This is a genomic window from Pseudomonas sp. NY15437, from assembly GCF_048068435.1.
GTDB classification, from domain to species: Bacteria; Pseudomonadota; Gammaproteobacteria; order Pseudomonadales; family Pseudomonadaceae; genus Pseudomonas; species Pseudomonas nitroreducens_B.
In genome coordinates, this window is the sequence record NZ_JBLUQC010000004.1 from 596,316 (window position 1) to 617,312 (window position 20,997).

At 66.4% G+C, this 20,997-nt stretch carries 16 protein-coding genes; 11 read left to right on the plus strand and 5 right to left on the minus strand.

What is annotated here, in order from left to right; translation table 11 throughout:
* Positions 1 to 93: 93 nt before the first annotated feature.
* From tauA to ACNFIA_RS12950, 5 genes are all read left to right on the plus strand, one after another.
* Complete coding sequence (tauA, locus tag ACNFIA_RS12930; RefSeq protein WP_259757496.1) at positions 94 to 1,113, plus strand: taurine ABC transporter substrate-binding protein; 1,020 nt, start codon at positions 94 to 96, stop codon at positions 1,111 to 1,113.
* Between the two features lie 130 nt (positions 1,114 to 1,243).
* A complete protein-coding gene (locus ACNFIA_RS12935) occupies positions 1,244 to 2,035 on the plus strand; it encodes a taurine ABC transporter ATP-binding protein (RefSeq protein WP_416785301.1) in 792 nt (263 codons plus the stop codon).
* The gene (locus ACNFIA_RS12940; RefSeq protein WP_259757494.1) at positions 2,025 to 2,843 is read left to right on the plus strand and encodes an ABC transporter permease subunit; all 819 of its coding nucleotides are present in this window, start codon (positions 2,025 to 2,027) and stop codon (positions 2,841 to 2,843) included. Before ACNFIA_RS12935 ends, ACNFIA_RS12940 begins: the two co-directional genes overlap by 11 nt.
* A gap of 239 nt (positions 2,844 to 3,082) precedes the next feature.
* Positions 3,083 to 3,919, plus strand: coding sequence for a taurine dioxygenase (gene tauD / locus ACNFIA_RS12945; protein ID WP_416785304.1), 837 nt, complete (start codon positions 3,083 to 3,085; stop codon positions 3,917 to 3,919).
* 276 nt (positions 3,920 to 4,195) lie between these two features.
* A complete protein-coding gene (locus ACNFIA_RS12950; RefSeq protein ID WP_416785307.1) occupies positions 4,196 to 6,235 on the plus strand; it encodes an OPT family oligopeptide transporter in 2,040 nt (679 codons plus the stop codon).
* Positions 6,236 to 6,473: 238 nt separating this feature from the next.
* On the opposite strand, the gene betT is transcribed toward ACNFIA_RS12950, so the two are convergent.
* On the minus strand, positions 6,474 to 8,432 hold the full coding sequence (betT, locus tag ACNFIA_RS12955; RefSeq protein WP_259757491.1) for a choline BCCT transporter BetT: 1,959 nt from the start codon (positions 8,430 to 8,432) through the stop codon (positions 6,474 to 6,476).
* A 774-nt stretch (positions 8,433 to 9,206) separates the two neighbouring features.
* Between betT and ACNFIA_RS12960 the strand changes: the two genes are divergently transcribed.
* The gene (locus ACNFIA_RS12960) at positions 9,207 to 9,542 is read left to right on the plus strand and encodes a hypothetical protein (RefSeq protein WP_259757490.1); all 336 of its coding nucleotides are present in this window, start codon (positions 9,207 to 9,209) and stop codon (positions 9,540 to 9,542) included.
* A 58-nt stretch (positions 9,543 to 9,600) separates the two neighbouring features.
* On the opposite strand, the gene ACNFIA_RS12965 is transcribed toward ACNFIA_RS12960, so the two are convergent.
* From ACNFIA_RS12965 to ACNFIA_RS12975, 3 genes are all read right to left on the minus strand, one after another.
* Positions 9,601 to 10,542 (minus strand): sigma 54-interacting transcriptional regulator, encoded by a 942-nt coding sequence (locus tag ACNFIA_RS12965; protein ID WP_259757489.1) that lies wholly within the window; start codon positions 10,540 to 10,542, stop codon positions 9,601 to 9,603.
* An 18-nt stretch (positions 10,543 to 10,560) separates the two neighbouring features.
* Positions 10,561 to 11,751 carry a trans-sulfuration enzyme family protein gene (locus ACNFIA_RS12970; RefSeq protein WP_416785311.1) on the minus strand — a complete coding sequence of 397 codons (1,191 nt, stop codon included), beginning with the start codon at positions 11,749 to 11,751 and terminating at the stop codon, positions 10,561 to 10,563.
* 118 nt (positions 11,752 to 11,869) lie between these two features.
* The gene (locus tag ACNFIA_RS12975) at positions 11,870 to 12,649 is read right to left on the minus strand and encodes a MetQ/NlpA family ABC transporter substrate-binding protein (protein WP_416785313.1); all 780 of its coding nucleotides are present in this window, start codon (positions 12,647 to 12,649) and stop codon (positions 11,870 to 11,872) included.
* A gap of 457 nt (positions 12,650 to 13,106) precedes the next feature.
* Between ACNFIA_RS12975 and ACNFIA_RS12980 the strand changes: the two genes are divergently transcribed.
* The 3 genes from ACNFIA_RS12980 to ACNFIA_RS12990 are packed head-to-tail and all read left to right on the plus strand — an operon-like array spanning position 13,107 to position 15,718.
* Complete coding sequence (locus ACNFIA_RS12980) at positions 13,107 to 14,546, plus strand: cytochrome ubiquinol oxidase subunit I (RefSeq protein ID WP_259757485.1); 1,440 nt, start codon at positions 13,107 to 13,109, stop codon at positions 14,544 to 14,546.
* A gap of 3 nt (positions 14,547 to 14,549) precedes the next feature.
* Positions 14,550 to 15,557 (plus strand): cytochrome d ubiquinol oxidase subunit II, encoded by a 1,008-nt coding sequence (cydB, locus tag ACNFIA_RS12985; RefSeq protein ID WP_259757484.1) that lies wholly within the window; start codon positions 14,550 to 14,552, stop codon positions 15,555 to 15,557.
* 11 nt (positions 15,558 to 15,568) lie between these two features.
* Positions 15,569 to 15,718 (plus strand): DUF2474 domain-containing protein, encoded by a 150-nt coding sequence (locus ACNFIA_RS12990; protein WP_259757482.1) that lies wholly within the window; start codon positions 15,569 to 15,571, stop codon positions 15,716 to 15,718.
* 370 nt (positions 15,719 to 16,088) lie between these two features.
* On the opposite strand, the gene ACNFIA_RS12995 is transcribed toward ACNFIA_RS12990, so the two are convergent.
* On the minus strand, positions 16,089 to 17,300 hold the full coding sequence (locus tag ACNFIA_RS12995) for an MFS transporter (RefSeq protein ID WP_416785318.1): 1,212 nt from the start codon (positions 17,298 to 17,300) through the stop codon (positions 16,089 to 16,091).
* A 331-nt stretch (positions 17,301 to 17,631) separates the two neighbouring features.
* Here ACNFIA_RS12995 and ACNFIA_RS13000 point away from each other — a divergent pair, with 331 nt between their 5' ends.
* Positions 17,632 to 20,463 carry a xanthine dehydrogenase family protein molybdopterin-binding subunit gene (locus ACNFIA_RS13000; RefSeq protein ID WP_416785320.1) on the plus strand — a complete coding sequence of 944 codons (2,832 nt, stop codon included), beginning with the start codon at positions 17,632 to 17,634 and terminating at the stop codon, positions 20,461 to 20,463.
* Complete coding sequence (locus tag ACNFIA_RS13005) at positions 20,456 to 20,995, plus strand: (2Fe-2S)-binding protein (protein ID WP_259757479.1); 540 nt, start codon at positions 20,456 to 20,458, stop codon at positions 20,993 to 20,995. Before ACNFIA_RS13000 ends, ACNFIA_RS13005 begins: the two co-directional genes overlap by 8 nt.
* Positions 20,996 to 20,997: the final 2 nt, after the last annotated feature.

A 20,997-nucleotide genomic window follows, 5' to 3' on the forward strand; every position in this document is an offset into this window, starting at 1 on the left:
GACCGCCGGACACCTGTTTCAACCCATCGAATCCCGTCCCGTGGTCCGTCCCTCTGTGAGGCCGGCACCGCCGTCATCTTCAGAGGAATTACCATGAACAAACCTCGTTTCGTACGCCGTGCCCTGGCCGGCGTCGCTGTTGCGGCTGCCCTGTCCTTCCAGGGCGCTGCGTTCGCCGACATCGTCCTCGGCTACCAGACCGGCATCGACCCGACCAAGGTTCCGCAAGCCGATGGCACCTATGAGAAGGTCATCGGCGAGAAGCTCGACTGGCGCCGCTTCAACAGCGGCCCGGAAGTGGTCGCCGCCATCGCCTCCGGCGACGTGCAACTGGGCAACCTCGGCTCCAGCCCGCTGGCCGCCGCCACCTCGCGCGGCCTGCCGATCGTGGCCTTCATCGTCTCCGCGCAGATCAACTCGGCCGAGGCCCTGGTGGTGCGCAACGGCAGCAAGATCGAGAAGCCCGAAGACCTGGTCGGCAAGACCATCGCCACGCCGTTCGTTTCCACCTCGCACTACAGCCTGCTGGGCGCGCTCAAGCACTGGAAGATCGACCCGGCCAAGGTGAAGATCGTCAACCTCAACCCCACCGAGATCGCCGCCGCCTGGCGCCGTGGCGACATCGATGGTGCCTTCGTCTGGTCGCCTGCCCTGGGCGAGATCAAGAAGTCCGGCAAGGTGCTGACCGACGCCGCGGAAGTCGGCCAATGGGGCGCACCGACCTTCGAGGTCTGGGTAGCCCGCAAGGACTTCGCCGAGAAGCACCCGGAAATCATCGCCAAGTTCGCCAAGGTGAGCCTGGATTCCTTCGCCGACTACAACGCCCACAAGGCCCAGTGGACCGCCGATTCCGAGCAGGTGAAGAAGATCGCCAAGCTGACCGGCGCCGATCCGCAGGACGTGCCTGAACTGCTGGCCGGCTCCGCCTTCCCCGAAGCCCAGGCCCAGCTGTCGTCGGCCCTGCTGGGCGGTGGCACCGCCAAGGACATCGCCGGCACCGCCGCCTTCCTCAAAGAGCAGAAGCGCGTGCCGTCGGTGCTCAAGGACTACTCGCCCTACGTCAGCGCCGACTACGTGCGCCAGGCGGAGAGCGTGCAGGTGGGGCAGCGCTAAGGCGTTGCTTTTCGTAGGAGCGAGCTTGCTCGCGAACACCGGCTGGGTCTGAAGCTCTGGTCGGTTCGCGAGCAAGCTCGCTCCTACGGAGGGCACCACGCATTTCTTCTCACCCTACGGAGGGCAGAACATGAGCCGTTTGACGGCCGAGGCGGTCAGCCTCACCTTCCAGCAGCGCGGACGCGAGCGCGTCGTGCTGCAGGACCTCACTCTCAGCCTGGCCAAGGGCGAATCCCTGGTGGTGCTCGGCCCGTCCGGCTGCGGCAAGTCCAGCCTGCTCAACGTGCTGGCGGGCTTCCAGGCGCCGGACAGCGGCCGCGTGCAGATCGACGGCCGCACCCTCAGCGGCCCCGGCGGCGAGCGCGGCGTGGTGTTCCAGGACGACGCGCTGATGCCCTGGCTGAGCGCGCTGGACAACGTCGCCCTCGGCCTGCGCATCCGCGGCGTTGGCGCCGCCGAGCGCAACGCCCGCGCCCATGACGTGCTCAAGCTGGTGGGCCTGGGCGAACACGCGGACTACCGCATCTCGCAGCTGTCCGGTGGCCAGCGGCAACGCCTGGGCCTGGCCCGCGCGCTGGCGGTGGAGCCGGATTTCCTGCTGCTCGACGAACCTTTCGGCGCCCTCGACGCGCTGACTCGCGAGCGCATGCAGGTGCTGACCCTCGACCTGTGGCGCAAGACCGGCAAGGGCCTGTTCCTGATCACCCACAGCGTCGATGAAGCGCTGTTCCTCGCCACCGACCTGGTGGTGATGGACGGCCCGCCGGCGCGCATCGTCAAGCGCCTGCCGGTGGACTTCGCGCGACGCTACGCCGCGGGCGAGCCGGTGCGTTCGATCAAGTCCGACCCGGAATTCGCGCGTCTGCGCCAACTGCTGCTGGATGAATTCCTCGAAGAACCGGAGGCCGAGCATGCCCACTGATACCCTCGCCGCCAAACTCCCGGCCGCCGCGCCGACTGGCCGCAGCGTGCCGCGCGACTACCGCCGCTGGGCCGCCGCCGGCAGTGTCGGCGGCATCTTCGTCCTGTGGTGGCTGGCCACGCACCTGGGCTGGGTCGATACGCTGTTCCTGCCCGCGCCGGAGCAACTGGTGGAGGCCTTCCAGCGCCTGCTCGCCGAAGGCTACGTCGATGCCTCGCTCTGGCAGCACGTCGGCACCAGCCTGCTGCGCGTGCTGCTGGCGCTGGGCGCGGCAGTGCTGACGGCGATCCCCCTGGGCATCCTGATGGGCCTGAACCCGCTCGTGGGGGCAGCCTTCGACCCGCTGGTGGAGTTCTACCGCCCGGTGCCGCCGCTGGCCTACCTGCCGCTGATCGTCATCTGGTTCGGTATCGGCGAGCTGTCCAAGGTGCTGCTGATCTACCTCGCCCTGTTCGCGCCGCTGCTGATCGCCACCGCCGCCGGCGTGCGCCGCGTGGACAAGTCGCGCATCCAGGCCGTGCGCTGCCTGGGCGCCAATCGCCTGCAGGTGGTGCGCCACGTGATCCTGCCCAGCGCCCTGCCGGAGGTCCTCACCGGCCTGCGCATCGCCCTGGGCGTGGGCTGGTCGACCCTGGTGGCCGCCGAGCTGATCGCCGCCAACCGCGGCCTGGGCTTCATGGTGCAGTCCGCCGCACAGTTCCTCGCCACCGATGTGGTGGTGCTGGGCATCCTGCTGATCGCCGCCATCGCGCTGAGCTTCGAGCTGGGATTGCGCTGGTTGCAGCGGCGGTTTGCGTCCTGGGAATAACGAAACCGAGAGCCAAGGGCCCTCTCCCTGACCCTGGCTGCGCGTCCCGCTCCTCAAGCGGGAGAGGGGACTGATCCTGAGCGGAGGCGAGCACCTCTGCTCCCCGGAAAGGTCCTGCGAATGCAGGACTGCTCCGGAATATCCGAACACACCGAACAACACCCCCTCCCTCTGGGAGAGGGCTGGGGTGAGGGCAAACCAAGCCGCCCGCCCCGTGAACCTCACAAGAGAACACGAACATGACCACCCTGACCATCGAACCCATCAGCCCGGCCCTGGGCGCCGTCGTGTCCGGCGTACGCCTGGCCGATCCGCTGGACGACGCGGCGCAGCGCCAGATCGAGCAGGCCCTGCTGGATCACCACGTGCTGTTCTTCCGCAACCAGCCGCTGACCCCGACCCAGCAGGCGAACTTCGCCGCGCGCTTCGGCGACCTGCACATCCACCCCATCTACCCCAGCTCCCCCGAGCAGCGCGAAGTCATCGTCCTCGATACCACCGTCACCGATGTGCGCGACAACGCCATCTGGCACACCGACGTGACCTTCCTGGAAACCCCGGCGCTGGGTGCCGTGCTGGCTGCCAAGCAGCTACCGCCCTACGGCGGCGACACCCTGTGGGCCAGCGGCATCGCCGCGTTCGAGGCGCTGTCCAAACCCCTGCAGCGGTTGCTCGACGGCCTGACGGCCACCCACGACATCGGCAAGTCCTTCCCCCAGGAGCGCTTCGGCGCCACCGATGCCGACCTTGCCCGCCTGGAGGAAGCCCGCCGGAAGAACCCGCCGCGCAGCCATCCGGTGATCCGCACGCACCCGGTCACCGGACGCAAGTCGCTGTTCGTCAGCGACGGCTTCACCACCCGCATCAACGAGCTGGAACCGGCGGAAAGCCGCGCCATCCTCGACCTGCTGTTCGCCCACTTCGCCCGCCCGGAATTCACCGTGCGCTGGCGCTGGAAGGAGAACGACGTGGCCTTCTGGGACAACCGCGTGACCCAGCACTACGCGGTGGACGACTACCGCCCGCAACGCCGGGTGATGCACCGCGCGACCATCCTGGGCGACAAGCCGTTCTGACAGGCTGTCACTCCGCCAATGCGGCTCGCCCTACGCTCACGGCTTTTCGTAGGAGCGAGCTCGCTCGCGAACCGCATGACGCCGAACGCATCAGGGTGTGTCTGTTCGCGAGCAAGCTCGCTCCTGCAAGGCGGCAACAGCCGGGAATTCCCCGCCATCCCGTGACGTGTGGCAACAAAGCCGCACCGCAGACCGCATTCGTCGCCATTCTGGGTCGCGGTGGAAGGCGCACTGTCCTACGCTTTGGCAGTTTCGCTTGATAAAGAGATTGCCTACATGCAAGAAAGGATTCCCGACGAGTCCAACCTCGCCGAGCTGACGGTTCGCGGCCTGATCCTGGGCGCGCTGATCACTGTGGTGTTCACTGCCTCCAACGTCTACCTCGGCCTCAAGGTCGGCCTGACCTTCGCCTCGTCGATTCCCGCGGCGGTCATCTCCATGGCCGTGCTGCGCTACTTCTCCGGCTCCAACATCCTCGAGAACAACATGGTGCAGACCCAGGCCTCGGCGGCCGGCACCCTGTCCTCGATCATCTTCATCCTCCCTGGCCTGCTGATGATCGGCTACTGGAGCGGCTTCCCCTTCTGGCAGACCGCCGCGATCTGCTCCATCGGCGGCATCCTCGGCGTGCTCTACACCATTCCGCTGCGCCGGGTGATGGTGGTGCAAAGCAACCTGCCGTACCCCGAAGGCGTGGCGGCGGCGGAGATCCTGCGCGTCGGCAGCCAGGATGAAGAGGAGGAAAAGGCCGGCAAGCCTGCGAAAGCCGGTGCCCCGGGCCTGCGCGACATCCTCGCCGGTGGCGTGGTGGCGGCCGCATTCAGCCTGCTCAGCAGCGGCTTCAAGGTGCTCGCCGAAGGCTTCAGTTTCTGGCTGACCGCAGGGCAAGCGGCGTTCCGCCTGTCCACCGGCTTCTCTCTGGCGCTGGTGGGCGCGGGCTACCTGATGGGCATCACCGCCGGCATCGCCATCCTGATCGGCGTGGTCATCGCCTGGGGCGTGGCCGTGCCGCTGCTCTCGGTGAACAGCGTGCTGGCGGCCGGGCAGAGCCTGCCGGAGCTGGCCAACAAACTGTGGAGCAGCCAGGTGCGCTTCCTCGGCGCCGGCACCATCGGCATTGCCGCGCTGTGGACCCTGGCCACCCTGTTCAAGCCCATGGTGCAGGGCGTCTGGGCGTCGCTCAGCGCGGTCAGCGGTCGTGGCGAAAGCAGCGACCTGCGCACCGAGCGGGACCTGTCCGCAAAGTGGATCGTCGCCATTGCCGGCGTCCTGCTGCTGGCGCTGTTCGTGGTGTTCTCGCACTTCCTGGGCGAGGCCGCGCCGGACCTGCACGGTTTCGGCTTCTGGGGCCTGGTGGCGGTCTGCGTGATCTTCGCCTTCTTCTTCGGCTTCCTGATCGCCGCCGCGTGCGGCTACATGGCCGGCCTGGTGGGCTCCTCGAGCAGCCCGATCTCCGGCATCGGCATCATCGCGGTGATCCTCGTGTCGCTGCTGATCCTCGGCGTCGGCTCGCTGGAGGCCGGCTTCCTCGACCAGCAGGGCGGCAAGCTGGCCATCGCCCTGGCGCTGTTCACCACCTCGGTGGTGATCGCCATCGCGGCGATTTCCAACGACAACCTGCAGGACCTGAAGACCGGTTACCTGGTCGGCGCGACTCCGTGGCGCCAACAGGTGGCGCTGATCGTCGGCTGCCTGGTGGGCGCACTGGTCATACCGCCGGTGCTGGAACTGCTGTTCAACGCCTACGGCTTCACCGGCGCACTGCCGCGTGAGGGCATGGACCCGAACGCCGCGCTGGCCGCGCCGCAGGCGACGCTGATGACGGCCATTGCCAGCGGGATTTTCCACAACGCGCTGAACTGGAACATGATCCTCATCGGCGTCGCGCTGGGTATCGCGCTGATCCTGGTGGATGTGCTGCTGCGCCGCACCGGCAAGGCCAGCCTGCCGGTGCTCGCCGTCGGCCTGGGCATCTACCTGCCACCGACCATTGGCATGACCCTGGTGGTCGGCGCGGTGATCGCCTGGCTGCTGGAAACCGCCCTGGCCAAGCGCGCACAGGCCGCCGGCAAGGACGTGGAGAAGTACGCCGACGAGCCCAAGCGCCGTGGCGTGCTGCTGGCCTCGGGGCTGATCGTCGGCGAGAGCCTGATGGGCATCCTGCTGGCGGCGGTGATCGGCACCACCGGCAAGGACGCACCGCTGGCGCTGGTCGGCAGCGGCTTCGAGGACACCGCGCAATGGCTCGGCCTGGTGGTGTTCGTGGCGATCTGCGTGCTGTTCTACCGCAAGGTCCTGAGCGGCACCCGCGGCTGATCCTCCGCGATGCTGTGAAAAAGGCGCCTGCGGGCGCCTTTTTCATTCCGGCTTTTCGTAGGAGCGAGCTTGCTCGCGAACCGCCTGGCATCGGAGCAGCTGGTGAGGCCGTTCGCGAGCAAGCTCGCTCCTACAGGGAGGCGCCGTGCCCAGCGTAGGAGCGGACCCTGTCCGCGAAGTCCAGCAGGGCCACGCCAATTTCGCGGACAAGGTCCGCTCCTACCAGAGCATGTCGCCCTCAGCGCACCAGATGCAGGAACTGCAGGTGCCGCTCGTACTGGTCGAGCATGTCGTTGATGATCTGCTCCTTGCTGTAGCCCATCAGGTCGTAGTCCTGGCTGCCTTCGGAGAGGTGCACCTCGGCGCGGAAGTAGCGGCGGTTCTTCAGGTGCAGGCCGCCCATGCCGGCGCGGGCGAAGGATGGCGTGAAGTAGCCGCGCATCGAGACCTGGTAGAGGAACGGATGCTGCGCGCCGTGGCCGATCTCCAGGCCGATTTCCAGGTTGCTCAGGTCCAGGTCCGAATCCACCTGCAGGCCCTTTTCGCGGAACACCTCGGACACCTCGGCGATCGCCGGGCTGACCACGTCGACCATGAAGCGGTACACCTCGTCACGGGTGGGGAAGTGCACCGCCTGGGAAATGCGCCGCTTCCAGCCGCCCGGCTTGGCCGACGGCGGCGGCGCCAGGGAATGGGTGCGCGCCCGCTGGCGCTGGGATTCGAGGTAGAACGCCTTGTGCAGGCCCCACATCATCAGCAGCAGGATCAGTGAGAAGGGCAGCGAGGTCAGCACCACCGCGGACTTGAGCGCATCGATGCTGCCCGCGAACAGCAGGCCGCCGGTGACCAGCGCGGTGGCCACGCCCCAGAACACCCGCAGCCATTTCGGGCCGTCGTCGTCGGCGCTGCCGCCGTGGGCGGAGAGGGTGGACAGCACCACGGTGCCCGAGTCCGCCGAGGTGACGAAGAACACGAAGCTGACCAGCACCGTCACCGCGATCACCACGCGGCTGGCCGGGTAGTTCTGCAGCATCTGGTACAGCGCCATGGACGGTTCGCTGATGGCCACCCGGCCCAGTTCGCTGAAGCCGTGGTTGAGCACCTGGTCCAGGGCGCTGTTGCCGAAGATCGACATCCACGCCAGGGTGAAGCCCAGCGGGATGAACAGCACGCCGAAGACGAACTCGCGGATCGTCCGGCCGCGGGAGATGCGCGCGATGAACAGGCCGACGAAGGGCGCCCAGGCGATCCACCAGGCCCAGTAGAACACCGTCCAGCCGCCGAGCCATTCGCTGCCGCCGTGGCCGTAGGCGTAGAGGTCGAAGCTCTTGGTCGGCAGGCTGCCGAGGTAGTCGCCGATATTCTGCACCAGGGTGTTGAGCAGGTGCTGGGTGGGGCCGGCGAACAACACGAAGAGCAGCAGCGCGCAGGCCAGCAGCATGTTGATGTCCGACAGCAGGCGGATGCCCTTGTCCACGCCGGACACGGCCACCAGGATGGCGGCGCCCATCATCAGCGCAATGAGCGTCATCTGCACCGGGTGGCTGTGGGCGATGCCGAACAGGAAGTCCAGCCCGGCGTTAAGTTGCAGCACGCCGAAACCCATGTCCGCGCCCAGGCCGAACACCGTGGCGATGATGCCGAAGCAGTCCACGGTGTAGCCGATGGGGCCGTTGATGCGCTTGCCGATCAGCGGGTAGAGCGCCGAGCGCAGCGCCAGCGGCAGGTTGTGGCGGTAGGCGAAGTAGGCCAGCGCCATGGCCACCAGGGCGAACACGCCCCAGCCATGCAGGCCCCAGTGCAGGAACAGCAACTGCATGGCCTGGCGCGCCGCTTCCTGGGTGCCGGCCTCGCCTTGCGGCGGCTGGGCGAAGTGGGTCAGTGGCTCGGAGACGCAGAAGAAGAACAGGGTGATGCTGATGCCGGCGGCGAACAGCATGCCGGCCCAGGACAGGTAGCTGAATTCCGGCTCGTCGTGGTCGGCACCGAGCTTGATCTTTCCATAGCCGGAAAGCGCGGTGACCACCACGAAGATCAGGTACAGCGTCATCGCCAGCAGGTAGTACCAGCCAACGGTATCGGCGGCCCAGGACTGCGCGGCGAGCAGCCATTCACCGGCCTGTTGCGGCTGGGCGATGACGATCAGGGCGAAGAGCAGGATCAGCGCGGCCGCACCGTAAAAGACCGGCGGGTTCATGCGCATGGCGGGGGAGGGTGTTACGGACGGGGAGGATTGTGCAACGGACAAAACGGGCGGGGTCCCTCGAAATTTTCCTTGAACAAGCATTCAATGAAAACACGATTGAGCCCGAAAAGGCCAATCGGCGGGACCGATGGTCCCGCCGCCGGCCCTGTGCGAGGGCCGAGCGGAGCGGGTACTGCTTTACTTGCGACGGTTCTTTTTCGCCTCACGGATCTCACGGCGTTCCGGGTCGGCCTTCACGGGCGCGGTCAGGAATGCGGTGGCGGCGAAGAAGTTAGCAAGAGCGGCAAAGCTGGTCACGATAGTCTCCAATGGCGCCGGGGAAATTGGGTCCCGACCGCCTGATAGCCATTTTCCCTGAAGATTGTGACGAAAAGAAGTAAATGGTCTTGATGGGGGGTATTGAGATGGTCGATGGGACTGCTTTGGAAGGTATTTGTGGGTAATAATCCTGTTTTTGACTGGCTGCTCAGGATTCCCTCTCGCGGACCTTGAGGTCGACGAAGCCTTTCACTGCGACCGTTCGTCGCGAAAGGTGAAACGGTTCAGCGCCGCTGCTGGCGTTGGCGTGATTTACCGGCTGTCAGCGCGGTGATACAGCGCTTCGCGTAGCACAATTCCCGAAATAGAGCGGGGCAGCGCTGTAAAACCTGAACACGCGTGCAATATTTTGTGAAAAAGTTGTGAAACGAGTATGGCGATTGACTTGCCGGTTCCGTTAGTCTCCCACCCGCAGGACAAAAAACCACCAATAGGGAGCATCACGAGATGGATTTCAAACGCATCGCCCTTGCCGCTGCATTCTTCGCTTCGCTGGCTGGCTGCCAGACCATGACCACCAACCAGGCCATCGTTCCGCTGCAGGCCGCCACTGCCCAGATGATCGGTCTGGCATCCTCGGACGAGCTGGTCGTCAGCGACGTCAAGGCTGGCCAGCCGGACGCCCTGGGCGGCCAGGAACTCTCCTACGTCGCCACCACCACCAAAGGCCGCGTGTTCAACTGCACCTCGCGCATGATGCCGGGCCTGCTGACCGATCCGGCCAAGCTGACCAACCCGTCGTGCACGCCGGTGGTCGCTCACTCCAACACCGCCACCAAGTAAGCCTGCCCCGTCGCCCGTGCGCGGCCCTTCGGGTCGCGCTGGCGACTACAGCGCGGCGTCAGCCGCGCTCGTGCTCCAGGCGCTGCAGCAGTGCCCGCAGCTGGGCTTCGACGCCGGGCTGGCGCACCAGGCGCTCCAGCGCCTCCTCGCTCACCTGGGCAACGCCCCCTGTTCCGGCCGCGCCGCCGGAAAAGTTCAGGTGCTCCGGCCGAATCTCGTCGCCCGGGCTGACCAGCAGGGCGAAGTGGATGACGTTCTCCAGTTCGCGAATGTTGCCCGGCCACGCATAGCCTTCCAGCGCGCGCTGGGTGTCGCTGGCGATCTGCGGTACCGGCAGTTCCAGGCGTTGCGCATGCACGCCGAGGAAGTATTCGGCCAGCGGCTGGATATCGCCGATGCGTTCGCGCAGCGGCGGCAGAGTGAGGTTGCCGTCGTGCAGGTACTGCTGCAGCCCTTCGAGGAATTTCCCCGCCTTCACCGCCTGGCTCAGGTCGATGCTGGTGGCGGCGACCAGGCGCACGTCCACCGGCACCGGCTCGCGTGCGCCGACGCGCAGCACTTCGCGCTCCTGCAGCACACGCAGCAGCTTCTGTTGCAGCGTCAGCGGCAGGTCGGCGATCTCGTCCAGGTACAGGGTGCCGCCGTTGGCCGAGCCGAACCAGCCGGCGCGGCTGCCGACCGGGCCGTTGTGCGCGCCCGGTGCGTAGCCGAACAGCTCGGCCTCGGCGTAGTTGCGGCTGAGCGCGCTGCAGCTCACCGCGACGAACAGGCCGGGGCGCTCGCTGGCGCGATGGATGTGGCGGGCCAGCAGCTCCTTGCCGGTTCCGGTCTCGCCGTGGATCAGCACCGGTTGCGGCAACGGCGCCAGGCGCTCCACCTCGTCGCGCACTTCATGGGAGCGCGGGTCGAAGAACACCAGCGCCTTGGCGCGGATGCTCAGCGGGCTCTTGTCGGCGTCGGGGAAGGTCAGCAGCGGTTGCGGCGTGTGGGGTGCGTTCATGGTGAATCTCCTTCTGCTCTACAGCGCGTCCAGCGCCTGCAGGAAGTCGCGGACGATGTCCTCGCTGTCCTCGATGCCCACCGACACGCGGATGGTGCCGTCGTGGATGTCCAGCGCGGTGAGTGCCTCGGCGGACAGCGCGCGGTGCGAGGTCTTGCCGGGGTGGGTGATGCTGCTGGCGACGCCGGCCAGCGAGGGCGCGAAGGCGGCCAGTTGCAGCTCGCCGATCAAGGTATCGACCTGGTCCAGGCCGCCCTTCAGGGTGAAGCTCAACATGCCTGAGTGGCCCTTGCGGAACAGACGTTTCGCCAGCTCGTGGTCCGGGTGCGAGGGCAGGCCGGGGTAGAACACGCGGGCCACCTGCGGGTGTGCTTCGAGGGCTTCGGCCAGTGCCTGGGCATTCTGCGAATGGGCTTTCATGCGCAGGGCCAGGGTCTTGGCGCCGCGGAAGTTGAGCCAGCTCTCGAAGGGGCTGGCGCTGCCGCCGGCGTTGATCTGGAAGCGCCGCGCGGCAGCGATCCACTGCGCGTCGCCCACCAGCGCGCCGCCCATGGCGTCGCTGTGGCCGTTGAGGTACTTGGTGGTGCTGTGGATCACCAGGTCGGCGCCGTCGCGCAGCGGCTGGTAGAGCACCGGCGAGAGGAAGGTGTTGTCCACCAGCAGCTTGAGGCCGTGGCGGTGGGCAAGCTCGGCCAGCGCCGGGATGTTGCTCACGCGCACCAGCGGGTTCGACGCGGTCTCGGTGTAGATCAGCCGGGTGGTCGGGGTGATCGCCGCTTCCACCGCGGCCAGGTCGTTGAGGTCGAGCAGGCTGGAGGTGATGCCGAAGCGCGCCAGTTCCTTCTCGATCAGGCTCTGGGTGGTGCCGTACAGCTCGCGGCTTGCGATCAGGTGGTCGCCTGCGCCCAGCACGCCCAGCAGCGCGGCGGAAATCGCCGCCATGCCGGAGGCGGAGAACAGCGCGTCTTCGCCGCCCTCCAGCTCGCGCAGCAGTTCTTCCACGGCGCTGTGGTTGGGGTTGCCGATGCGCGTGTACATGTAGTTGTCGGGGTTGCCGGCGAGGAAGTCGTCCACCTGCTCCAGGGAGTCGTAGACGAACACCGAGCTCTGGTAGATCGGCTGGCTCTTGGCGCGGGTCACCATGCGCCGGTCGGCGTCGTGGCCGGCATGTACGGCCTGGGTGGAGGGGCCTTTGGCGTGGTCGCTCATGGCAATACCTTCGTAAAGAAAAACGCCGGTGGAACCTGCCCACCGGCGTTGAAGCGGGTGCACTCGAGGTGCGCCCAGCGTGGGAGTCGTTGCGCCCGGCGCTCAGCCGGGCGGCGGATCAGAAGGCCGGCACCACGGCGCCGTTGTACTTCTTCTCGATGAAGGCTTTGACTTCCGGGCTGGTCAGGGCGGCGGAGAGTTTCTTCAGCGCGTCGCTGTCCTTGTTGTCCGGGCGTGCCACCAGGTAGTTCACGTAGGGCGAGTTGCGGTCTTCGAGGATCAGCGCGTCCTTCACCGGGTTGAGCTTGGCTTCCAGCGCGTAGTTGGTATTGATCAGGTCCAGGTCGACCTGGTCCAGCACGCGCGGCAGCAGGGCCGATTCCAGTTCCTTGAACTTCAGGTGCTTGGGGTTCTCGGCAATGTCTTTGGGGGTGGCCAGGGCGTTGCTCGGGTCCTTCAGCTTGATCACGCCGGCCTTCTGCAGCAGGAGCAGGGCACGGCCGCTGTTGCTGCCCTCGTTGGGCAGGGCGACGGTGGCGCCGTCAGGCAGTTCGTCGATGGACTTGTACTTCTTCGAGTAGCCGCCGAAGGGCTCGACGTGCACGCCGGTCACGGTGACCAGGTTGGTGCCCTTGCCCTTGTTGAAGTTGTCCAGGTACGGCTTGGTCTGGAAGTAGTTGGCGTCCAGGCGCTTCTCGGCAACCTGCACGTTGGGCTGTACGTAGTCGGTGAAGACCTTGATCTCCAGGTCCACGCCTTCCTTGGCCAGGGTCGGCTTGATCAGCTCGAGGATCTCGGCGTGGGGAATCGGGGTGGCGGCGACCACCAGCTTTTCAGTGGCGAAGGCCGAGGTGGTGAAGGCAGCGGCGAGGGCGGTCAGAAGCAGCAGCTTTTTCATTGCGATGTCCTTGTGGGGCAGGTGACCGCTGGCGTCCGGGCCGGCCGGGATGGGGCCTTCGTACGGGCGGTGGATTCTGTTTCCGCGGCTCACTCGGCAGCGGTTGCAACGAAAGTTAGCGGGATTTTTTATTCCAATAAAATATTAATTTTTCATTTTCATATTCGATTTTGTTCATAGGGAGGGTGGTGGCCCTTCCTGAGACAACCTGTCGCGCGACACCCCGTCGCGCGGCAACCCACCACGGCGGTTTGCGTGGGGTGCAGGCGTAATATCTCTTTGCTTCATTGAGCGGCGTCAATGCGCAACGCAGGCCATTCTGTCTGTAGCGAAATGAAGTCGAACCGGCAGCAGACCGGCAGGCTCGAAAACACGTCACGCAAAAACGCCCTGCGCATGCGCAAGGCAAGGTGCCCGGCCAACCCTGTGGCGGGCGTCAGCCTGAAGAGGAATTGTCATGTTCGGATTAGAGGCGCTCGACCTGGCCCGTATCCAGTTCGCCTTTACCGTGTCCTTCCACATTATCTTCCCCGCCATCACCATCGGTCTCGCCAGCTACCTGGCGGTGCTCGAAGGCCTGTGGCTGAAGACGCACGAGGAGGTCTACCGCGACCTCTATCACTTCTGGTCGAAGATCTTCGCCGTCAACTTCGGCATGGGCGTGGTCTCCGGCCTCGTCATGGCCTACCAGTTCGGCACCAACTGGAGCGCCTTCTCGGCGTTTGCCGGGAGCGTCACCGGCCCATTGCTGACCTACGAGGTGCTCACGGCGTTCTTCCTCGAAGCCGGCTTCCTCGGCGTCATGCTGTTCGGCTGGCACCGCGTCGGCCCGGGCCTGCACTTCTTCGCCACGGTGATGGTGGCCATCGGCACGCTGATCTCCACCTTCTGGATCCTCGCCTCCAACAGCTGGATGCAGACCCCGCAGGGCCACGAGATCGTCAACGGCATCGTGGTGCCGGTGGACTGGCTGGCGATCATCTTCAACCCGTCCTTCCCCTATCGCCTGCTGCACATGGCGATCGCCTCGTTCGTCGCCACCGCCTTCTTCGTCGGCGCCTCGGCGGCCTGGCACCTGCTGCGCGGCCGCGACAACCCGGCAATCCGCAAGATGCTCTCGATGGCGATGTGGATGGCGCTGATCGTGGCGCCGATCCAGGCGATGGTGGGCGACGCCCACGGCCTGAACACCCTCAAGCACCAGCCGGCGAAGATCGCCGCCATCGAAGGCCATTGGGACAACAGCGAAGGCGGCCCGACGCCGCTGATCCTGGTCGGCTGGCCGGACATGGAGCGCGAGGAAACCCGCTTCAAGATCGAGATTCCCGTGCTCGGCAGCCTGATCCTGAACCACAGCCTGACCGAGCCGATCCCGGCGCTGAAGGACTTCCCGAAGGCCGACCGGCCCAACTCCACCATCATCTTCTGGTCGTTCCGCATCATGGTCGGTCTGGGTCTGCTGATGATCCTGGTGGGCCTGTGGAGCGTCTGGCTGCGCTGGCGCAAGCGGCTGTTCGAGAACCGCGCCTTCCTGCACCTGGTGCTGTGGATGGGGCCGTCCGGGCTGATCGCCATCCTGGCCGGCTGGTTCACCACCGAGATCGGCCGCCAGCCCTGGGTGGTCTACGGGCTGATGCGCACCGCGGATGCGGTGTCCAACCACAGCGTCACGCAGATGAGCCTGACCCTGGTGATGTTCGTGCTGGTCTATTTCACCCTGTTCGGCGTGGGTATCGGCTACATGATGCGCCTGGTGCGCAAGGGCCCGGTCACCCATGAAGGCCGCGAAACCAGCCACGGCGGCGCCGGGCAGAAACGCACACCGGCACGACCGCTGTCGGCGGCCGACGAGGGCCTGGAAGACGGCGACAGCGACAGCCTGGAAGGGAGGAACTGAGTCATGGGCATCGATCTTCCGCTGATCTGGGCGATCATCATCATCTTCGGGATCATGATGTACGTGGTCATGGACGGGTTCGATCTGGGCATCGGCATGCTCTACCCGTTCTTCAAGGACGAAGGTGACCGCGACGTGATGATGAACACCGTGGCGCCGGTCTGGGACGGCAACGAGACCTGGCTGGTGCTGGGCGGGGCGGCGCTGTTCGGCGCCTTCCCGGTGGCCTATTCGGCCGTGCTCTCGGCGCTTTACCTGCCGCTGATCCTGATGCTGGTGGGGCTGATCTTCCGCGGCGTGGCCTTCGAGTTCCGCTTCAAGGCGCGGGCCAACAAGCGGCACCTGTGGGACAAGTCGTTCATCGCAGGCTCCTTGGTGGCAACCTTCTTCCAGGGCGTGGCCCTGGGCGCCTTCATCGAGGGCATCCCGGTGGAGAATCGCGCCTTCGCCGGCGGCGCGCTGGACTGGCTGGCGCCGTTCCCGCTGTTCTGCGGCCTCGGCCTGGTGGTTGCGTATACGCTGCTGGGCTGCACCTGGCTGATCATGAAGACCGAAGGCCAGCTGCAGGAGCGCATGCACGACCTGGCGCGCCCGCTGGCGCTGGTGCTGCTGGCGGTGATCGGTATCGTCAGCCTGTGGACCCCGCTGGCCCACGGCGAAATCGCCCAGCGCTGGTTCAGCCTGCCGAACCTGTTCTGGTTCCTGCCGGTGCCGCTGCTGGTGCTGCTGACCTTCTACAGCCTGCTGCGCTCGGTGGCGCGCAATGACCACGTGAAGCCGTTCGTGCTGACCCTGGTGCTGATCTTCCTGGGCTACAGCGGCCTTGGCATCAGCCTGTGGCCGAACATCGTGCCGCCGTCACTGTCGATCTGGGCCGCCGCCGCGCCGCCGCAGAGCCAGGGCTTCATGCTGGTGGGCGCGCTGTTCATCATCCCCTTCATCCTGGGCTACACCGCGTGGAGCTACTACGTGTTCCGCGGCAAGGTGAAGCACGGCGATGGCTACCACTAGAGGTGCGCGCGATGTCCCCTGAACACGAGCAGAAGGCGCCGCTGCGCAAGCGACTGGGCTGGCTGGTGCTGATCTGGGTGTTGAGCGTTTCCGCCCTGGGCGTGGCGGCGTGGCTGATGCGCCTGTTCATGAGCGCAGCGGGGCTTGGTACGCCGCACTAGTCCGCGTTATCGATCCCATCCGGGCGCCGCCCCCCGGCGCCCGTTCCCACATCCCTCGCACGGTTTCGTGCGGGGGATTTTTTTGTCCTGGGGTTACGGGCGTGTGGTAGGAGCGAGCTTGCTCGCGAACCGCTCTTTTGGCACTGCGTTTCGGAACCGCGCCAGACAGCTCCCTCTCCCTTCAGGGAGAGGGTTGGGGAGAGGGTGATGGAGTACAACCCCGTGCCGAAGTTCGGGCGACCGCCGTTCCCCCTCCCTAGCCCTCCCCCTGAAGGGAGAGGGGACCGTTCGGTGTGGGGTTACAGGACGGCGCTGGCCGGTACAACGGTTCGCGAGCAAGCTCGCTCCTACAGAGGCGGCGCGCGGGCGATCAGTGCAACGTGTCGCGCTTGGCCAGGGTAGGGAACAGCTTCATCCACACACCGGTGACCACCAGCGTGCCCACCCCGCCGAGTACCACCGCCGGGACGGTGCCGAGCCAGTGGGCGGTGAGGCCGGATTCGAACTCGCCCAGCTGGTTCGAAGCACCGATGAACAGCCCGTTCACCGCGCTGACCCGGCCGCGCATTTCGTCCGGGGTTTCCAACTGTACGAAGGCGCCGCGGATGACCATGCTGATCATGTCCGCCGCGCCCAGCACCACCAGCACCGCCAACGAGAACCAGAACGAGGTCGACAGGCCGAAGGCGATGGTGGTGACGCCGAAGATGCCCACGGTGAGGAACATGATCCGCCCGACGTTGCGCTCGATGGGGAAGCGCGCCAGCCAGAACGACATCAGCAGCGCGCCGACCGCAGGGGCTGAACGCAACAGGCCCAGGCCCCAGGGGCCGGTGAGCAGGATGTCCTTGGCGAACACCGGCAACAGCGCGGTGGCGCCGCCCAGCAGCACGGCGAACAGGTCCAGGGAGATAGCGCCGAAGATATCCGGGCGGCTGCGGATGAAGCGGATGCCGGCCAGCAGCGATTCCAGCGTGGCCTTGCCCTGGCTGGCCGGGGCCTGGCGCGAGGGCAGGGTGAGCACCAGCGCGCAGGCGATGAAGTACAGCACGGCGGTGGGCGTGTAGACCCAGAATGCGCCGAAGGCATACAGGAAACCGCCAAAGGCCGGTGCCGCAATGGTCGCGGCCTGCATCGCCGAGGCGGACGCCGCCACCGCGCGGGGGAACAGCGCGGTGGGCACGATGTTGGGCAGCAGCGCCTGGGTGGTGGGCATCTCGAAGGCGCGCGCGGTGCCGAGCAGGAAGGCCATCGCGAAGATCATCTCGCGGGTCACGTTGTCGGTGCTGGCGCCCACCACCAGCGCCACGGCGATCAGGCCCTGGCCGATCTGGCAGAGCGAGGCGATGCGCCGGCGGTCGTAGCGGTCGGCGACGTGGCCGGTGTGCAGCATGAACAGCACGCGCGGGGTGAATTCCACCAGCCCCACCAGGCCCAGGTCGAGGACGTTGTGGGTCAGCTCGTAGATGTGCCAGCCGATGGCCACGGTGATCATCTGGAAGGCGCTGGCGGTGCAGACGCGGGCCAGCCAGAAGGCGAGGAAGGGGCGGTGACGCAGCAGGGACGTGGCTTCGGCGGTCATGGTGGCGGCTTTGGCAGAGGATTCGTTAGCGGGCTAAGCAAGGCTGCGCAGCGTAGCACGGCGTAACACTTTTCCGCTTATGGTGGCTGCGTTGCGCTATTGGCGATTAGTCGAAAGCCCTCGACTAAAATTTTCGTCACCGCGACAAGCTGCCCGATTGACTTTGCTTCGCACTATTGAGGTGCGTTAAAGTTGACAGAAGAGTCAGGTTTTTCTGCAGGATCTTTCCTTCGGCGCCATCCCCGAGACGCCCGCGATTCCGCGTCCTCCGAACTCTCTCCCGCACAGAAAAAACGACATGGGCGGACCTTCACCGCTCAGAGGATGAACCATGTCCAACCGTGATATTTCCCGGCGCGCCTTCCTGCAAGGCGGGCTGATCGCTGGTGTCAGCGTGACCATGGCGCCGCTCGGCAGCCGGGCCTTCGCTGCCCTGATGGAAAACTCCGTCACCGTCTCCCCCCAGCAGTGGATGGGCCACGACGGCAAGGCGCGTTTCCGTAACGACGCGCTGTCCAAGGTCTGCGGCAACAAGGTGTTCGCCCGCGACATCCGCGCCAAGGACATGCCCGGCTGGCCGCAGCAGCAGGGCCACGCCATGCTGCTCAAGACGATCAAGGCCGACCGCATCTTCGACGGCATCGACCTCGCCTGGCTGGGCGCGGACCTGCAGCCCGACCGCATCGTCACCGCCGAGGACCTGGACAAGGACGGCATCGTCTTCCCCGAAGCCCACGCGCCGGACCCGCTGCTGCCGCGCGGCAAGGTGCCGATGTTCATCGGCCACCCGGTGGCGATCCTGATCTGGAACGACTTCGAACGCTTCCGCCAGGCCAAGCTGAAGATGAAGTTCAACGACAAGGCGATCCGCTACGGGGCGCAGGCGCCGCTGTACCAGGGCGACCCCTACGGCAGCTTCCGCTACGTGCGCGTCGGCGGCGCGACGTCGGCCGACCCGGACGAATTCTCCAGCCTCAAGGACTCGATCCTCTTTCCGATGATCCGCGAGCGCAAACCGGTGTGGAACCAGCAGCCCGACCAGCACGGCGACCTCACCGAGCAGGGCCTGTTCTACGCGCAGAAGATCAAGGAGCAGATCGACAACCCGCCGGAGAACTGGCTGGTCTTCGACGAGCGCTACAAGACCCCGTCCATCGAGCCGGCGGCGCTGGAACCGGACAACGGCAACGGCTGGTACGACCCGGCGAGCAAGACCCTGCACTTCGTGGTCGCCACCCAGTGCCCGTTCGAGGCCGCCTACGAGACCGCGCACATGATCGCGCCGTCGCGCTTCGGCCTGGCCAAGCTGAACATGCACCCCGGCTACACCGTGGGCTATGGCTCCAAGGACCACAACATCTTCGTCTACTACGCGGCCCTGGCGGCGCTGTATGGCAACGGTGTGCCGGTGCGCCTGGCCAACGACCGCTACGAGCAGTTCCAGAGCGGCATCAAGCGCCACCCGTTCGACATCCGCTACCAGCTGGCGGTGGACAAGAAGGACCTGACCTTCAAGATCTTCCGCACCGAGATGAGCGTGGACGGCGGCGGTCGCATCAACTACAGCCCGTCCGTGGCCGCCGTGGGCGCCACCGCCGCGCAGTCGATCTACTACATGCCGCAGAACGACCTGCAGGTGACCGCCTACCATTCCCGCGCTGTCGAGGCCGGTTCCATGCGCGGTTACGGCACCCTGCAGAGCATGGCCGCCACCGAGATGATGGTGGACGAGATCGCCGGCCGCCTGGGCGTCGACGCCATCGAGCTGCGCCGCGTCAACGCGCTCAAATCCGGCATGAAGAACACCCAGGGCGCGATCCCCGCCGGCGCCCTGCGCCTGCACGAGATCCTCGACAAGGCCGCCGCCCACGACTGGTGGAAGACCCGCGACGCGCGCAAGAAAGAGATGGACGCCAAGGACCCGGACCACTGGTACGGCGTCGGCTTCGCCATCTGCCAGAAGGACTTCGGCACCGGCTCCGAGGCGCCCATGGCGAGCATCGAGTTCGATGCCCAGGGCAAGGTGCACATGCGCCACATCGGTATCGAGATCGGCACCGGCATGTCCACCTCCCAGGCGCTGGTGGTGGCCGACTTCCTCGGCAAACCGGCGGACGAGATGAAGACCGCCGAGACCGAGTGGCCGGAGCTTCAGCTGCTCAGCGGCGAAGACCCCTACACCATGAGCCAGCCCACCCAGGACGAGAAACTGCGCAACCCGCGCTGGGTCGGCAAGTACGCCTCGGCGTCGTCGGCGACCAACTCGGCCTACTACTTCAGCCACGCCACCCGTGAAGCGGCGCGCGTGCTGTTCAACCACGGCCTGTGGCCGGCGGCCCTGGAAATCTGGCGTCGCGGCCCGTTCAACGGCGCCGCCAACCCGCTGGTGGTGCGCCGGGAAGACGCCCACTGGGTCGACGGCAAGCTCACCGCCAACGGCCTGCAGCCGCTGTCGTTCGCCGAGCTGGCGCAGGTCGCCCACGAGAAGGGCCTGGTCACCGGCGCCACCGTCCACGGCTTCAACCGCTGGAGCTGGGCCGAGTGCGACTTCGTCATCGACGGCGTGCGTGACCGCCTGCCGCTGGACGCCCTGGCCGTGAAGTACGGCGACGGCGCACCGGGCGTGAAGAAGGCGCAGATGAACAGCGCCGGCTTCCACCTGCTGGACCGCCAGAACGTGGCCTACCCGCCGGTGCAACTGAACAACGCCGCGGTGACCTACTACAGCCCGGTGGCGACCATCGTCGAGCTGAAGGTGAACAAGGGCAGCGGCGAAGTCAGCGTGCTCAACCACCACAGCTGGATCGAGTGCGGCCGCGTGCTGGTGCCGGAACTGGTGAAAGGCCAGATCGAGGGCGGCACCGCCATGGGCATCGGCCATGCGCTGCTCGAAGACATGCCGTTGTACGAGGGCGGCCCGGGCGAGGGCGACTGGAACTTCAACCGCTACCGCCTCCCGAAGGCGAAGGACGTGGCCGTCTGGCAGCAGAGCTCGGAAATCCTCCCGCCGCTCTCGCCCAGCGACCCGTCCAAGGGCATCGCCGAGGTGGTGATGATTCCGGTGGTCGGCGCCATCGGCAACGCCGTGGCCCACGCCATCGGCAAGCGCGTCCGCGACCTGCCCATCACCCCCGCTCGCATCAAGGAGGCCCTCCATGGCTAACCGTCCGCTCAACCTGACCTTGAATGGTCAAACCGTCGGTCCGGTCGAGGTTCCCGAGGACCTGCCGATGATCGACTACCTGCACGAATACCAGAACCTCACCGGCTCGCGCCTGGGCTGCGGCCAGGGCATCTGCCACGCCTGCGTGGTGATCGTCGACAACCCCGACGGCACCAGCGAGGAAGTGCGCACCTGCATCACCGGCGCGCACTACTTCGAGGGCAAGAAGGTGCGCACCATCGAGGGCCACGCCAAGCGCGAGGAAGACGGCTCGGTGAAGGAACTGAACCCGATCCAGCAGAAGTTCGTCGACCGCTTCGCCTTCCAGTGCAGCTACTGCGCACCGGGCTTCGTCAACGCCGCCACCGTGCTGGTGGAGAAGGCCCAGCGCCAGCCGCTGAAGAAGAGCGAACTGGAAGCCACCATCGAGGCCAGCCTTGGCCACCACATCTGTCGCTGCACCGGGTACGTGCGTTACTACGACGCCACCCGCGAAGTGCTGACCGATCTCGGCCTGGTCAAGGAGGGCTAAGC